The organism is Methylomonas sp. ZR1, from assembly GCF_013141865.1.
Lineage (GTDB): Bacteria > Pseudomonadota > Gammaproteobacteria > Methylococcales > Methylomonadaceae > Methylomonas.
Genome location: NZ_RCST01000001.1, coordinates 3355932 through 3370441, shown reverse-complemented (window position 1 = coordinate 3370441; position 14510 = coordinate 3355932). Strand labels below are relative to the sequence as shown.

The following is a 14510-nucleotide window of genomic DNA, read 5'->3' as shown; positions in this document are numbered from 1 at the left end:
CATACTGTTTTAAGAGTGACTCAAAAACAGATTGGGTGGACTAAATACCCAATCAACGGCGCCATGTTCGAGCGCTTTGATGATGTCTTCGGCACTATTAACGATGGGGTCTTCGTGCATATTGAAAGACGTATTCAATAGGCATAATCCACCTGTTCTTTTGTGCCAGGCCATCAACAAATCATAAAAAAATGGGTTGGCTTTACGGGTCACGATTTGTGGTCTGACGGTTTGGTCTACATGAATTGCTGCGGGCGAATTTAATCTGAATTCATCTGTCACTGGAAAACTCAAAGTCATAAATTCAGCGGATAAACAGGTGTTCTGATAATTTTTTAGGCATCGGTCGGCTAAATCTTCCGCGATGCTGGGTGCAAAAGGCATGAAATCATCGCGTTGCAATTTAAGATTGATCTGGGCAGTGATATTTCTATCGCAGGCCGAAGCCAGAATACTCCTATGACCCAAAGCCCGCGGGCCGAATTCGCTGCGACCCGATACGATGCCGACGATAGCCTGTTTCTGCAAAATGCTTGTCAGTTTTTCGATTGCATTGACTTCTACCACGGCGCGAATGCCATGTTTGAGCCAGACATTGGAATCGGTCGACAATTCGCACTTGGGTCCCAGATAGACATGATCAAGCAAGGCCGGAGCTTCGGCCTTAGTTAACAAATAGTGATAAACGCTGCCGGCACAGATGCCGGCATCGCTCATGGCTGGGTAGACGAACAATTCGTCGACACAGTCGAGCTGGCGGATTTTCTGGTTCAACTTGACGTTGGCAAAGACGCCGCCTGCCAAGCAGATGTGCTTCAAACCGGTGGATTTGACATGTGTTTCAATCAAGTGGCAGACGATATTCTCTAGCTGTTGCTGCGCGGCGGCGGCCAGATCGTCGCGCTTAAAGCGCGAAGCTTGTTCGGTCAATGCCGCCGAATAATTACTGAAAAACGGCGTGTAGAGTTCGCCGAACGCCGGACAAATGACCTCATCCTCCAGACGAATGATCTGCCCGATAAAGTCTCGCGCGGCTTGTGGGTTGCCTAAAGCGGCCAAGCCGGTGACTTTGCCCTCATGGCGATTGGCGCTGAAGCCGCACAAATGGGTGATACGCCCGTAAAAATAACCCAGGCTGCGCCAACTGGGGCTGACATACAGCTCTTCGATACCGTTGCTGCGGTCGGCGCGGCTAATCGTCAGTGATTTGAAGTCGCCGCGGCCATCGGCAGTAACCACAAGGGCGTCAGCAAACGGAGAGGGGGCAAAAGCCGCTGCTTGGTGTGATTGATGGTGGCTACAGTTGTAAATCGGTGTATCCGGAAACAGGTCACGAATCTCGGTGAAAAATGCCTGGCGTTTGGTTTTATCGATTTGCCGCTCGGTGTTGATGCGTTGTTCGATGATGGCGCGGCTGGTTTCGTCCCCAAGCGTTTCCGTCGACAATAAGTTGTCGATGTAGGCTTGCTCGGCCTGAGCATCAGCAAATGTCAGGCTAAAGCCGTAACAGATCAAGTCAATGTCGGTATGCGATAAGCCACTCTCCTGAAGTATCCAGGTAATCGATAGGGCGGGAAAGTGATCGTCAAATTTCTTACGAGTCAAGCGTTCTTCACTCACCGCTAGCACCATACGGCCGTTTTGAAACAGGCAAGCACCGCTTTCGCTGCCGGAAGTAATACCCAGTATGTTCATCGGTTTAGCCAGTCTTGGAAGTGGGTGATGGATGCATGTAGTTGCGCGATACGCCAATCCTCCAGGTTGGGGTTGCTGGTGGCGGTGGCGATTTCGCCGCGAAATGCATCAGTACTGTTGTGATTTCTAACCAAAAAATACAAGGCTACGAGTACAGTCGCAGCGTCGCGCTTGGCGTAGTTACTGAGACTGTCCATAAAACTGGCCAATTTGTCGGCCAAATCTGCGATTTTGGATTCGCTAGTAACAGCCGCTTCTGAATGGGCGCGGCCTGTTTCGATCATCGTGTGATCAAGTTTGGTGGCGGCCGGATTCTCTAGATGCCATTTCACCCGAAAGTTTTCGTCCTGCTCCGAAAAATCGAAGTCGAACTCAGGCCCGAAACACTGGCTTGTTATCGCGAGTGTTAGGGCGTCGGCGTTAAACTGTTGTGGGCGGAATGCGAGCCATTCCGGGGTAAGGAGATCATCGATCAAGTCTCCAATAAATTGATTATCGTGTCCGAAAGGGTGCAAGAGCCCGTAAGCGCTCAGCAAATCTTCAGGCGCTAAACGGCCGACACTGGCCGTTCTTAAAATTGCTACTAGCCAGCGGCTCCAGGTACCGGCTCGATAAACTCGAAATAAAATGTCGCTGTTTTTTGCCATCTTGGGGAGAAGGTGGCGCAGAAACCCTTCGCGGTCCGCCAGGTGGTGGTACACCCCTGCCACGAAGGCCAAATCAATGTTTTGTGCGGAACCGAGTGAACGGCTGATGTCGGTTTGTTCACTGGTAACATTCCTTATGCCGTGTCTGGCTAGGTAACTATTTAAAAATTCGACATGTTTGGCATTGATGTCCAGGTGGTAAACCTGCCGGCAGCCCAACTCTTGGAATACGATGGCCTGCCAGCCCGAACCGATATCAAGGACGGTTTTGTCGCGGAGTTGTTCGATAGACATGCCGAATTTTGCAAGTTCGGAGTGAATCCTGCGCCGATACTTTTGCAAAGTCTGCTGCGGATCAGCGTGTATATGACTGTGCACATGTTCGGCGTAAAACTCGGCCATGTCCCATTGCCCGGTTAGTACGGAATTAGCGCACACGGTGATAATCCTTAATGATCTTACTGGCTCGGTGCGTCCAAGTGTGATGGGCCTGGATTTGTTTGGCGGCATTATTGACGATTCTTTGCCGCGCGGGAGCGTCATGCAGGTATTTGTCAGCGTGCTCGGTAAAATCGTGTTCCGAAAACGGTACGTAGTGTTCGAAGGGATCAAAGATTTCCAGGATGCCGCCTTCGGCTTTATCGTCGGGCGTTCGTTTAACGAACATCAAACCACCGGCCGACATCGCATCAAATACCCGAAAATGCGGGCCAACACCTTCGTGCAGATTCAATTTGGTGGACTGATAAATCTGCTTTAACTCATGACTGTGATCGACAAAGTGATGATAGTGCGGGCGGTATTGTGGCCAGTCCGTCCAATTTTCCGAGCCGTAAATTCTCACTGACGTTGAATTTTCCAGGACTAGCGACATCAACTGATGACGATTTCGTAGTCTGATCATGCGACAGCCCAGATCGTAACGCAGCCTTTGGTCGGCGATCTCAACCGCATGGCCGTAACGTTCTTCGATCAATTGGTAGGCAGAATTAAGATAGGTTACGTTTTCAAAGTTTTCGAAACTGATGTTTTGCCAATACTCGATCAGTTCGTCGTGCAGCCTGCCGAAATTGATGAGTTCTTGCTGATGTCGGCAAATTTCTCGCGACAACTCTTCTTCGGTCCAGGGTTTTGGAATATGGCCGACAAACGAAAAATCCGAGAGTGGTTGTTGTGGTTGAAAGTTATAACTAATTTCGCAAGTGCCCGGCGGCAACCAGTCAATCAGGCCACCGTCAGCAGTAAACGCCCGCTTCCAATTGCCGCCGAAAAAATAGGTTATGTCGCTGCCATGGTAGTAATCTACGGTATGACCCAGGGTGTCAACAATCCAGGCGATATGCTTAATGTGGGCCGGCAGATTGGGTAAGGCGCTGCGGGCACGATTCATTTCAAAAATCAGGTCGGGTTTGAATTGATGGCAAAATTCCAACAGGCAGGGTTCGTCATAATGACCGGCGGAGGCAAAGACCTCGACGTGGTGTTGTTCCAGTCCTCTTTTTAAACCGAATAGTAAAGATATGTAGAATGAATTGGCGCGGGGCATGAATATCGCCGCGCGTAAGGGTCGCGAAGTCATAACTGTGGTGTATCAAATCCAATTTTGATGGAGCCGGATGTGGCGCCGCAGGCTAAAGCAGATAAGTCTATCCTTGTAGGGAATTTTAGTTTTCCTGGACAAATTAAAACACGGCTATGCAAATTAACACACTCATCGTTATTCCTGCACGTAGTGGTTCTAAGGGAGTAACCGACAAAAATATCAAGTTGCTTGGCGGTAAGCCATTACTATCGTGGACTGCCACGGCACTATCGGAAGCGAATTTATCCGATTGCCTTGCCATTCTATCGACCGATTCCGCAAATTATGCAGACGTAGCCGAGCAAATAGGTTTGTCGGCGCCGTTCTTGCGACCGGCAGATTTTTCCACGGATACTGCTTCCGCCATTCAAGTGGCGGAGCACGCTCTTGATTGGTTTCTACACACCTACGGTTACCTACCCGATTGGCTGATGTGGTTGCAACCCACTTCGCCATTTCGTTCCCCGGCTATAATTCGTCAGGCTTGGTCGATTCTACAGTTAGGACAAGCGGAGGCCGTGGTGGGTTGTAAGGAAATCCACCGCGACTTGACTACATTGTTTCGCCTTGAGAGCGGCTTTATGCAGCCCTTGGATAAACAAAAACCCACCCAGACGTCGCGTCAACAAAGCCAGCCGCTGCTGACGCCGAATGGCGCAATGTACTTATGCAAGACCGATTACTTGCTGGAGCGCAAATCGTTTTACCCGCCAAAGACGGTGCCGCTGGTGATGAATGCGATCCAAAGTTTGGACATAGATACCGAAGAAGATTGGGCCATCGCTGAGGCGTACATTAAACAAGGATTGGTATGAACAAGGTTTTAGTCACCGGCGCCGACGGTTTTATCGGCTCGCATCTGGTGGAAATGCTTGCGGCGCGCGGCTTTCAGGTGCGTGCACTCACCCAATACAACTCTTTTAATAGTTGGGGTTGGCTGGAGGAGGCGGCCTGTAAAAATGAGATAGAGGTGATCTGCGGCGATGTCCGTGATCCGCAGTTTTGCCGGATTGCTTGTCGGGATATTGATGTTGTGTTTCATTTGGCGGCATTAATTGCCATCCCGTATTCCTATCAGGCGCCGGACAGCTATGTCGAGACCAACATTCGCGGCACGCTGAACATCTGTCAGGCCGCTCGGGATAATGGCGTTAAACGCCTAATTCATACCTCAACCAGTGAAGTGTACGGCACCGCGCAATACGTGCCTATTGACGAAAAGCACCCGCTGCAGCCGCAGTCTCCGTATAGTGCGTCGAAAATTGCCGCCGATGCGATGGCGATGAGTTTTTTCAATGCCTTCAATATGCCTGTCACCATTGCACGACCCTTCAATACCTATGGTCCCCGGCAATCGGCGCGCGCGGTGATTCCGACCATCATTACGCAAATTGCCGCCGGTAAAAAACAGATTCAACTGGGTGATGTCGCGCCGACGCGCGATTTTAATTATGTAGAAGACACTTGCCGGGGTTTTATCGCGTTGGCCGAGTCGGCGCAAGCCATCGGCGAGACCGTGAATATCGGCTCCAATTTCGAAATTTCTGTCGGCGAAACGCTGAATCTGATCAAAAGCATCATGGCCAGCGATGTCGAATTTTTGGTGGACGAGCAAAGGTTGCGGCCGGAGAAGTCCGAAGTGAACCGCTTGTGGTGCGACAACAGCAAGATCAAACAACTGACCGGTTTTGCCCCGCAAGTGACTTTAGAGGAAGGTCTGCAACGCACCGTGGCCTGGTTTACCAAGCCGGATAATCTGAAACGATACAAAGCGGATATTTACAATGTTTGACAGCTTTATCCGCTTGGTCCGGGAGATCTATCAAACCGAACAATTCATCCCCTTGCACGAACCGCGCTTCGCCGGTAACGAAAAACAGTATCTGTTGGATGTGATCGACAGTACCTTCGTGTCCAGCGTCGGGCCCTATGTCACCGAATTCGAAAGCAAAATTGCCGAATACACCGGTGCCAAGCATGCGATAGCCACCGTCAACGGCACCGCCGCGCTGCACGTTGCCCTGTTGCTGGCCGGCGTTCAGCCCGGCGAAGAAGTGATTACTCAAGCGGTGACTTTTGTCGCCACCTGCAATGCGATTCATTACTGCGGTGCCGAGCCGGTGTTTGTGGACGTTGATGCGGCAACGCTGGGTTTGTCGCCGCTGGCCTTGGCGGAGTTTTTGGATCGATTCGGCGAACGCCGCGATGATGGCGTTTACAACAAAACCAGCGGCAAGCGCATCGCCGCCTGTTTGCCGATGCATACCTTCGGCCATCCTTGCAATCTGGCTGGGTTGATTCGAGTATGCGACGACTTCGGCATGCCGTTGGTGGAAGATGCCGCGGAAGCGTTGGGTAGCCGACTCAATGGCCAGCATTGCGGCACTTTCGGCAAACTTGGGGTGCTTAGCTTCAACGGTAACAAGATCATCACCACGGGCGGCGGCGGCATGATTTTGACCGACAACGAGGAACTGGCGCGTCGGGCCAAACACCTGACGACCACGGCTAAATTACCGCATGCCTGGAAATTCGAACACGACCAAATCGGTTACAACTACCGGATGCCGAATTTGAATGCCGCCCTGGGGCTGGCGCAACTCGAGCAATTGCCGAGATTTGTCGAACTTAAACGTGGATTGGCACGACGCTATTTGGATTGGGCGCAAATCAGCGGCGCGCACTTCGTCGAAGAACCTGCCGGAACTGATGCCAATTACTGGCTCAACGCCTTGTTGCTTGATGACATTACGCAGCGCGACGCCTTTCTGGAATTTAGTAATGCTCGCGGGGTGATGACTCGGCCGCTGTGGGAGCTGATGTCTGATTTGCCGATGTACCAACATTGCCAGCGCGATAATCTGCTGCAATCGCGCCGGCTGGCCGAGCGGCTGGTCAATGTGCCCAGCAGTGTGGTTTCGTGATGGCTGGCGCGCCGCGCAAAATCTGTGTTGTCACCGGCTCACGCGCTGAGTACGGTTTGCTGTATTGGTTACTGAAGGAAATTCAAGCGGACCCGGACCTAGAATTACAGTTAGTCGTGACCGGCATGCATTTGTCGCCGGAGTTCGGTTTGACTTGGCAGCAAATTGCCGCCGACGGCTTCACGATCAACCGCAAGGTGGAGATGTTGTTGTCGTCGGATACGCCGGTGGGCATCAGCAAGGCCATGGGTTTGGGCTTGATCGGTTTCGCCGATGCCTTAGACGATTTACAACCGGATATCGTTGTGGTGCTCGGCGATCGATTCGAGATATTCGCGGCGGCGCAAGCGGCGATGAATTTACGCATCCCAATTGCCCATATTCATGGCGGCGAACTCACCGAAGGCGTGGTCGACGACGCGATTCGCCATGCTATCAGCAAGATGGCTCATCTGCATTTCACGTCAACCGAAATTTATCGGCAGCGGGTGATTCAACTCGGCGAACAACCGGACCGGGTGTTCAACGTTGGCGCACCGGGGTTGGATAGCGTTTATAAGTTGCCATTGCTGGACAAAGCTGAGCTGGAACAAGCGCTGGATTTCAAGTTTGGGACACGCAACCTGTTGGTCACCTTTCACCCGGTGACTTTGGAAGCGGCGACGGCGGCCGAGCAGTTTGCCCAGCTGCTGCAGGCTTTGGATGAGTTTGACGATGTGCATATCATATTTACTCATGCCAATGCCGATGCCGATGGCCGGGTTATCGCCAGCATGATAGAGGAGTATCGACGACGCCATTCCCGCCGAGTAAGTAGCTATGTTTCCCTGGGTTCTCTGCGTTATTTGTCGACCCTGAAGTTGGTCGATGCGGTAGTCGGCAATTCGTCCAGCGGTATCATAGAAGCGCCGGCTTTTCATGTGGCCACCGTGAATATCGGTGATCGCCAGCTGGGACGGATTTGTGCGGATAGCGTATTGCATTGCCAGCCGCAGGCCGATGCGATCCGGGCTGCTTTGCACACGGTATTTTCCGGGGCGTTTACTGATACCTTGGCGCAGGTTGAAAATCCCTACGGGCGAGGCGGTGCATCATTGAAGATCAAAGAGTTACTGAAACATACGTCGATGAATGGGCTGCTGAAGAAGCGTTTTTTCGATTTAGAGGTGCTTGAATGAGTGTGTTCATCATTGCCGAGGCGGGGGTTAACCATAACGGCAGCTTGCAAACCGCGATGCAACTGGTCGATGCCGCTGTGGCGGCGGGTGCCGATGCCGTGAAGTTCCAGACCTTTAAAGCCGAAAAACTGGTCACCCAGTCCGCGAGCAAGGCGGAATATCAAAAACACACGACAGGCGCGGCCGAGAGCCAGTTGGATATGCTGCGCAAGCTGGAGTTGAAATATGAATTTCATTTTCAGTTGCGTGATTATTGCCAAAGCCAAGGTATTGAGTTTTTGTCGACCGCATTTGATTTCGATAGTTTGGCGTTTTTGGTGGACGAGCTTGGTCTATGCAAACTGAAAATCCCGTCGGGTGAGATTACCAATGGTCCGTTTTTGCTGGCCCACGCCCAAACCGGCAAGGACATCATTGTCTCTACCGGCATGGCTACGCTAGGTGAGGTGGAAACCGCGCTGGGGGTTTTGGCGTTTGGCTTGTTGGGTGGGAAGCAACCGTCTTTGGCGGCATTTCAACAAGCCTACAGTTCGGAAGCGGGGCAAGCGGTTTTACATGAAAAAATCACCTTGCTGCATTGCACCAGCGAATATCCGACACCGATGAAGGATGTAAATTTGCGGGCGATGGACGTGTTGCAGCAGGCTTTTTGCCTGCCGGTCGGTTATTCGGATCACACCGAAGGGCTGGTCGTGCCGATTGCCGCCGTGGCGCGGGGCGCGGTATTAATAGAAAAACATTTCACCTTGGACCGAAATCAAAAAGGCCCTGATCACCAAGTGTCACTTGAGCCCGCTGAATTAAAGCAAATGGTGCATGATATTCGCGCGATCGAACAAGCGCTCGGCCGCCCAAACAAAATGCCGCAAGTCGTGGAGCTACAAAATCGCGCGATAGCTCGAAAGAGTTTAGTTGCAATGCAGCCGATTGCTGCAGGTGAAACATTTAGTGCCGAAAATTTGACGACCAAGCGGCCGGGAACAGGTCTAAGTCCGATGGAATATTGGCGATTGCTTGGCCAAACCAGTCGTCGTCATTATGACGTGGATGACTTGATCGAATGAGTACGCCGGTCATTTTGCTGGGAAGCGGCGGACATGCGCGGGTGCTGCTCGACATGTTACGGCGGTTGGAGATTGAGATATTGGGCATCACCGATCCTCACCGACTGCCCGGAAGCGAGCACTTCGGAGTCAGGGTATTGGGCGACGACTCGGCAATACGGGCTTATGCAGCGGATGGTATCGCGTTACTCAACGGCATTGGTTCTCTGCCGCGCGATGGCGGCTTGCGCGCGAACTTGTACCAGCGCTTTCTGGCGCAAGGTTACAGGTTTAAAACCGTGGTCGACCCTCGCGCGTTTACAGCAAGCGACGTACAACTGGCCGACGGCGTGCAGGTCATGGCGGGCGCCATTATTCAGACAGGCACGCAAATTGCTGAAAACTGCATAATTAATAGCGGAGCGATTGTCGAGCACGATTGCCGTATTGGTCGCGATGCGCATATTGCACCCGGTGCGGTGCTGAGTGGCGGGGTGGAATTGGGCGACAAGGTGCACATCGGCACCGGCGCTACCATCATTCAAGGCCTACGTATCGGTTCCGGCAGCGTGGTGGGCGCGGGCAGCGTGGTGACGCGCGATGTCGGTTGCAAGCAGATCGTCTATCCGCCGCGTTCGCACATACAGAATTTGCAACAGGATTGATAAATGAAACAGCATTGGCAGCAGGTATTGATTCGCCCGGAAGCGACGTTGCGAGCAACCATTGAGGTGATTGATCGCGCGGCCTTGCAGATTGCGTTGGTCGTGGACGACCAAGAAAAATTGCTGGGTGTGGTGACGGATGGTGATATTCGTCGCGCCTTGATTCGCGGCTTATCCCTGGAACATCCGGTTTTCGAGGTGATGAATAAGCGGCCGAAAGTTGCCGCTTTAAATGACAGTAAGACCCAGTTGATTGCCATGATGGAGGGGCATCATCTCTACCAATTGCCGGTTGTCGATGAACAAGGCCGGGTGGTGCGCCTGGAGTCGTTGCAGGCGCTGTATAAGCAGCCGGCATTCCCCAATCCGGTGTTTTTGATGGCGGGTGGCTTCGGTACTCGTTTGCGGCCCTATACGGACGAATGTCCCAAGCCGCTGTTAGAAATCGGCGGCAAGCCGATTTTGGAAACCATCATTGAGAATTTCGTTAAGTCAGGGTTTCGACAGTTTTATATAGCCGTGCATTACCGAGCGCAGCAAATCAAAGACTACTTTGGCGATGGCGGACGTTGGGGAATTAAGATCGACTATATTGATGAGACCGAACCGATGGGGACTGCCGGCGCAATCGGTTTAATGCCGGACAATTTGCCGGATGTGCCGTTGATTGTGATGAATGGCGATATTCTGACCCAGATCGACTTTTCCAGATTGTTGGCCTATCACAACGAACAGCAAGCGATCGCTACCTTGTGCGTACGCCAATACGAGTATCAAATTCCTTACGGTGTCGTGAGATTGGAGCAGCAAAGAGTGGTGGGGATTGAAGAAAAACCCTTGCAAAGCTGCTTGGCCAACGCGGGAATTTATGTGCTGGATCACAGTTTGATTAATAGCATCTCAGCCCAGAAAAAGCTGGATATGCCGACCTTATTAAACCAGCAAGTGGCTGCAGGCGAGATAGTCTCTATGTTTCCGGTCAATGACTATTGGTTGGACATAGGACGCGAAGCCGATTTTCTAAGGGCACAGGGCGAATTCGCCAAGTATTTCTGAATGAGAGGGTTAAAGTTCTCCAAATTCGGGCCGATACATCATTCGAGTTTGAAACAAATCTTTTTAATTCAACACAACACAAAATCTTCGAAGCGCTGAACGTTCTCGAAATTTGGAGGGTAACATCATGGCAATGGTAATCAACACAAACGTCAATTCGTTGAACAGTCAACGTTTTTTAAATAAAACCAACGATTCACTGGCGACATCAATGGAGCGTTTGTCTTCGGGTTTGCGGATTAACTCTGCAAAAGACGACGCAGCAGGTTTAGCCATCAGCGATAAAATGACATCGCAAATTCGCGGTATGACCGTAGCAGTGAGAAACGCCAACGACGGCATTTCGATGGCGCAAACAGCTGAATCCGGGATGGGAGCTATTACCGATACATTGCAACGTATGCGTGACCTTGCGGTTCAAGCGGCCAACAGGGCTGCGGTGAGTGGTTCCGACCGGGACAAACTTCAAACCGAATTTAAACAACTGGGCCTTGAGATTAAAAGGATTATTCAGAATACCGAATTTAACGGTAAAAAAATCTTGAACGGCTCATTGGCGGGTGCTAACTTCCAAGTGGGTGCCAATACCACGACAGACAACCAAGTCTCTGTTACTGTTTCTAACTTGGAAAAAGTTAACAGTCTTAGTGCCTTGTTTGGCGCTGCGGGATATTCGATCGGCTCGGGTGCGGCTTCCGCCAAAGTGAGATCGGCAATTTCAGCTATTGATAGTGCGATCAAAAAGATCGATACTTTCAGGTCAACTTTGGGTGCTATTCAAAACAGGTTCACTACTACTGTAGCCAATCTGCAGTCTTCGATAGAAAACCAAAGCGCCGCTAGATCCCGTATCTTGGATGCCGATTTTGCCACAGAGACATCCAATTTGAGCAAAACGCAAATATTGCAACAAGCCGGTACAGCGATGCTGGCTCAGGCTAATCAGTCCGGTCAATCCGTGTTGAGTTTGCTAAGGTAGTTTTGATTGGGGGGTTGCGGACCGTAACCTCCCGTTTAATACGAAAAGCATAAGGTGAATGTCATGAACAGTGAGATTTCAAATGTGTTAAAGCTATCTCCCGTGACTGTTGCTAAAGCTGATAAGCAAACGGATGAAAAATCATTTGCGGGAGCCAGGGTCGATGCTGACAAGCGTAACCCTGGTGTTTCCGCGTTGCAAAATGACTCGACTGTATCCTCTTCAGTTTCGAACCAAGATCAGGACAAACAGAATGAAGTTAAGCCTTCTTTCGATTCGGTAAAAAAAGCGGCGGATAAAGGAAATTCGTTGCTCCAATCGGTTAACCGTAATCTCCAATTCAAAGTAGATGATTCAACCAAGGAATTAGTGGTGAAAGTCGTTGATAGTGAAACGGGTGATGTCGTACGGCAAATTCCGTCCGAAGAAATGCTGGCGTTTATCAGAAGAATGCAGGAGTTAGATGGCCAACAAGGCTCTATGATTCAGGATCGTGCTTAGTAAGTTAGTCGGATGAGGAGAGTGTCATGAGCATAGTTTCGTCGACGGGTATTGGTAGCGGTATCGATATTGGCACCCTCGTGTCGCAATTGGTGACAGCTGAAGGTCAGCCGGCACTGAATGCGATACAGCGGCAACAAGACACAACGAATACGCGCTTGAGTGGGTTGGGGACCTTGAAAAGCGCGTTGTCCGATTTCCAGACGGTCGTAAGCAAACTTAAAGATGGGAATCTGTTTAAAACGCATAAAGCCGCGTCTGCCGACGAATCTATCCTAAAAGTCGCGGCGGGTGCAGGATCCGTGGCCGGGTCTTATGCCGTCGAAGTTACCCAGTTGGCGAAGGCGCAAAAATCTATTTCGGGGGAGTTTGCCAACTCGGCTGCCACCGTTGGAACTGGATCTTTGACTATCGCAACCACCGCCGGAGCTTCGTTCAATGTGACGGTTGCTTCGGGCAATAACACGTTGCTGGGAATCAGGGACGCTATCAACAACGCTTCCGGCAATACCTCCGTTACCGCAAGTATCGTTAACGTCGACAACTCGACCGGCACCGGCACGATTTCCAAGTTAGTCCTCACAGCCAAAAATTCAGGACTCGCCAACGCATTTACTGTGACGGGTACCGATGACGATGGTAACAACGCCGATACGTCAGGGTTGTCACAAATTTTTTCTTCTAACTTGAGCGCTCAGACAACGGCTACCGACGCTATTATCAAAGTCGATGGTCAAACCGCGACACGAAGCACCAATTCCATAACCGATGTCATCCAAGGTCTGACCTTAGATTTGAAATCTGCTCAAGTGGGTACCAAAGTAAACGTCGATGTTAGTTTGGACAATGAGGCTGTCAATAAAACGCTGACAAGTTTCGTCACTGCGTACAACAAGTTACATACCACTTCCAAAGATTTGGGCAAATACGGTGGAGGTACTGGCGGTAGTAGTTCCGGAAATGGTGCGTTAATCGGCGATGCTACCCTGCGTTACGTGACTTCTCAAGTCAGGCAGGATTCGGCAAATCCGGTTTCTTCAGCAACGGGCAGCTATAACTCGCTAGCCATGATCGGCATAAAAATAGATAAAGATGGCGTGATGTCATTGGATAGCACGCAGCTTAACACCGCATTGAGTGCCAGTTTACAATCTGTAAGTGACGTGTTTTCGTCGTCTGATGGCGTGGCGACCCGGCTTTATTCAAAATTGGATAACGTATTGCAATCGGGTGGGCCGTTGGATAGTCAGCAAACATCGCTGAAAAAACAATTGTCAGCCTTGGATAGCCGTAAAGCCGACGTGCAGGTTAGGCTGGATAATTTGCAAAAGACTTTGCAAAAACAATTCACAGCCATGGACGTCAATGTAGGTAAATTTAAATCAACCGGTTCTTTTCTAAGTAACTGGATCAGCAAATTGTAATGAAGAGGTTTTCCCATGTACGTTGATGCTCATAGAAAAGGCGCTAGACAATACGCAGAGGTCCATACCTCCAGCAATTTTGGCGAGGAATCTCCCCATCGGCTGATTCAAATGTTGATGGAAGGGTTCTTGGCTCGAATCAATTCTGCTAAAGGTGCAATTACTCACGGGGATATGGAAGCGAAAAGTATCTATATATCCAAGGCAATTGGCATAGTTGGTGGTCTGAATGAGGTGCTTGACCTAGAGCAGGGTGGCGAAATTGCCGTCAATCTTCGCCAATTGTACGATTACATCAACTTTCGGCTGTTACAGGCAAGCAGTGAAAACAGCGAGGACATATTAAACGAGGTAACTGTATTGATGAAAGACGTCAAAGAAGCCTGGGATGCGATTGCCTGATGTCTCTTGATTTCCCGGATCCTAAGTTCTTGGAGTGGCAGCAACAATTACAAGGTTTTGCCGACAATATCCAAGAGTGCATACTAAAGGCGGAATGGGAGGGTCTGGCTGATATTTTGGATAAAAGGCAAGTTTGTTTAGAACAGTTTTTTGCGGGCGTAGCGTCCTTACCCGAGCATAAAAAACTACTTGTCAAGCAAGCAGCTCAGTCGATGCTTGAGCAGGATGCGGTTTTTATTTCTTATATCGAAGAGCAAAAGTCGCTCTCGGCTGCTCAGCAATCAGTCTTGGATCGCGGCCGCAAGGCAATGCAGGCTTATAACAGTTACTAAGTCATCTGATTCAGACTTATCCCCGTTTTCCCCCGGGTCATCCCGTTCCAACACGCTGTTCAGCGTATCGATATACCCCTTA

At 50.6% G+C, this 14510-nt stretch carries 15 protein-coding genes; 12 read left to right on the top strand and 3 right to left on the bottom strand.

Going from position 1 to position 14510, the window contains the following annotated elements; genetic code table 11:
• Positions 1–9 precede the first annotated feature (9 nt).
• From DDY07_RS15220 to DDY07_RS15210, 3 genes are read right to left on the bottom strand one after another with little or no spacing between them, the layout of a single operon-like run.
• On the bottom strand, positions 10–1695 hold the full coding sequence (locus tag DDY07_RS15220; RefSeq protein WP_171696483.1) for a carbamoyltransferase C-terminal domain-containing protein: 1686 nt from the start codon (positions 1693–1695) through the stop codon (positions 10–12).
• Positions 1692–2780 carry a class I SAM-dependent methyltransferase gene (locus tag DDY07_RS15215; RefSeq protein WP_171696482.1) on the bottom strand — a complete coding sequence of 363 codons (1089 nt, stop codon included), beginning with the start codon at positions 2778–2780 and terminating at the stop codon, positions 1692–1694. Before DDY07_RS15215 ends, DDY07_RS15220 begins: the two co-directional genes overlap by 4 nt.
• Positions 2770–3921 (bottom strand): glycosyltransferase, encoded by a 1152-nt coding sequence (locus tag DDY07_RS15210; protein ID WP_171696481.1) that lies wholly within the window; start codon positions 3919–3921, stop codon positions 2770–2772. Before DDY07_RS15210 ends, DDY07_RS15215 begins: the two co-directional genes overlap by 11 nt.
• A 116-nt stretch (positions 3922–4037) precedes the next feature.
• Here DDY07_RS15210 and DDY07_RS15205 point away from each other — a divergent pair, with 116 nt between their 5' ends.
• From DDY07_RS15205 to DDY07_RS15150, 12 genes are all read left to right on the top strand, one after another.
• The gene (locus tag DDY07_RS15205; protein ID WP_171696480.1) at positions 4038–4739 is read left to right on the top strand and encodes an acylneuraminate cytidylyltransferase family protein; all 702 of its coding nucleotides are present in this window, start codon (positions 4038–4040) and stop codon (positions 4737–4739) included.
• Positions 4736–5716: an NAD-dependent 4,6-dehydratase LegB gene (locus DDY07_RS15200; protein ID WP_171696479.1), complete on the top strand. Its 981-nt coding sequence runs from the start codon at positions 4736–4738 to the stop codon at positions 5714–5716. Before DDY07_RS15205 ends, DDY07_RS15200 begins: the two co-directional genes overlap by 4 nt.
• Entirely contained in the window at positions 5709–6848 is a 1140-nt protein-coding gene (locus DDY07_RS15195; protein WP_171696478.1) for a LegC family aminotransferase, read from the top strand. The genes DDY07_RS15200 and DDY07_RS15195 overlap by 8 nt, the downstream gene beginning before the upstream one ends.
• Entirely contained in the window at positions 6848–8026 is a 1179-nt protein-coding gene (gene neuC / locus DDY07_RS15190; protein WP_171696477.1) for a UDP-N-acetylglucosamine 2-epimerase, read from the top strand. The genes DDY07_RS15195 and neuC overlap by 1 nt, the downstream gene beginning before the upstream one ends.
• On the top strand, positions 8023–9090 hold the full coding sequence (gene neuB / locus DDY07_RS15185) for an N-acetylneuraminate synthase (protein WP_171696476.1): 1068 nt from the start codon (positions 8023–8025) through the stop codon (positions 9088–9090). Before neuC ends, neuB begins: the two co-directional genes overlap by 4 nt.
• Positions 9087–9734 (top strand): acetyltransferase, encoded by a 648-nt coding sequence (locus tag DDY07_RS15180; RefSeq protein WP_171696475.1) that lies wholly within the window; start codon positions 9087–9089, stop codon positions 9732–9734. Before neuB ends, DDY07_RS15180 begins: the two co-directional genes overlap by 4 nt.
• A 3-nt stretch (positions 9735–9737) precedes the next feature.
• Entirely contained in the window at positions 9738–10790 is a 1053-nt protein-coding gene (locus DDY07_RS15175; protein ID WP_033157181.1) for a nucleotidyltransferase family protein, read from the top strand.
• A 127-nt stretch (positions 10791–10917) separates the two neighbouring features.
• Positions 10918–11769: a flagellin domain-containing protein gene (locus DDY07_RS15170; protein WP_020484854.1), complete on the top strand. Its 852-nt coding sequence runs from the start codon at positions 10918–10920 to the stop codon at positions 11767–11769.
• Positions 11770–11832: 63 nt separating this feature from the next.
• The gene (locus DDY07_RS15165) at positions 11833–12270 is read left to right on the top strand and encodes a flagellar protein FlaG (RefSeq protein ID WP_020484855.1); all 438 of its coding nucleotides are present in this window, start codon (positions 11833–11835) and stop codon (positions 12268–12270) included.
• Positions 12271–12296: 26 nt separating this feature from the next.
• The gene (gene fliD, locus DDY07_RS15160; protein WP_171696474.1) at positions 12297–13694 is read left to right on the top strand and encodes a flagellar filament capping protein FliD; all 1398 of its coding nucleotides are present in this window, start codon (positions 12297–12299) and stop codon (positions 13692–13694) included.
• Positions 13695–13709: 15 nt separating this feature from the next.
• Positions 13710–14096: a flagellar export chaperone FliS gene (fliS, locus tag DDY07_RS15155; RefSeq protein WP_026602079.1), complete on the top strand. Its 387-nt coding sequence runs from the start codon at positions 13710–13712 to the stop codon at positions 14094–14096.
• A complete protein-coding gene (locus DDY07_RS15150; protein WP_171696473.1) occupies positions 14096–14428 on the top strand; it encodes a hypothetical protein in 333 nt (110 codons plus the stop codon). Before fliS ends, DDY07_RS15150 begins: the two co-directional genes overlap by 1 nt.
• Positions 14429–14510: the final 82 nt, after the last annotated feature.

What these genes read in the sequence shown, in the direction of transcription:
- DDY07_RS15175 (WP_033157181.1), top strand. Translation starts at nt 9,738, where the DNA reads ATGAAACAGCATTGGCAGCAGGTATTGATTCGCCCGGAAGCGACGTTG.
- neuB (WP_171696476.1), top strand. Translation starts at nt 8,023, where the DNA reads ATGAGTGTGTTCATCATTGCCGAGGCGGGGGTTAACCATAACGGCAGC.
- DDY07_RS15165 (WP_020484855.1), top strand. Translation starts at nt 11,833, where the DNA reads ATGAACAGTGAGATTTCAAATGTGTTAAAGCTATCTCCCGTGACTGTT.
- fliD (WP_171696474.1), top strand. Translation starts at nt 12,297, where the DNA reads ATGAGCATAGTTTCGTCGACGGGTATTGGTAGCGGTATCGATATTGGC.
- DDY07_RS15170 (WP_020484854.1), top strand. Translation starts at nt 10,918, where the DNA reads ATGGCAATGGTAATCAACACAAACGTCAATTCGTTGAACAGTCAACGT.
- DDY07_RS15210 (WP_171696481.1), bottom strand. Translation starts at nt 3,921, where the DNA reads ATGACTTCGCGACCCTTACGCGCGGCGATATTCATGCCCCGCGCCAAT.
- DDY07_RS15150 (WP_171696473.1), top strand. Translation starts at nt 14,096, where the DNA reads ATGTCTCTTGATTTCCCGGATCCTAAGTTCTTGGAGTGGCAGCAACAA.
- fliS (WP_026602079.1), top strand. Translation starts at nt 13,710, where the DNA reads ATGTACGTTGATGCTCATAGAAAAGGCGCTAGACAATACGCAGAGGTC.
- DDY07_RS15180 (WP_171696475.1), top strand. Translation starts at nt 9,087, where the DNA reads ATGAGTACGCCGGTCATTTTGCTGGGAAGCGGCGGACATGCGCGGGTG.
- DDY07_RS15220 (WP_171696483.1), bottom strand. Translation starts at nt 1,695, where the DNA reads ATGAACATACTGGGTATTACTTCCGGCAGCGAAAGCGGTGCTTGCCTG.
- DDY07_RS15205 (WP_171696480.1), top strand. Translation starts at nt 4,038, where the DNA reads ATGCAAATTAACACACTCATCGTTATTCCTGCACGTAGTGGTTCTAAG.
- DDY07_RS15195 (WP_171696478.1), top strand. Translation starts at nt 5,709, where the DNA reads ATGTTTGACAGCTTTATCCGCTTGGTCCGGGAGATCTATCAAACCGAA.
- DDY07_RS15200 (WP_171696479.1), top strand. Translation starts at nt 4,736, where the DNA reads ATGAACAAGGTTTTAGTCACCGGCGCCGACGGTTTTATCGGCTCGCAT.
- neuC (WP_171696477.1), top strand. Translation starts at nt 6,848, where the DNA reads ATGGCTGGCGCGCCGCGCAAAATCTGTGTTGTCACCGGCTCACGCGCT.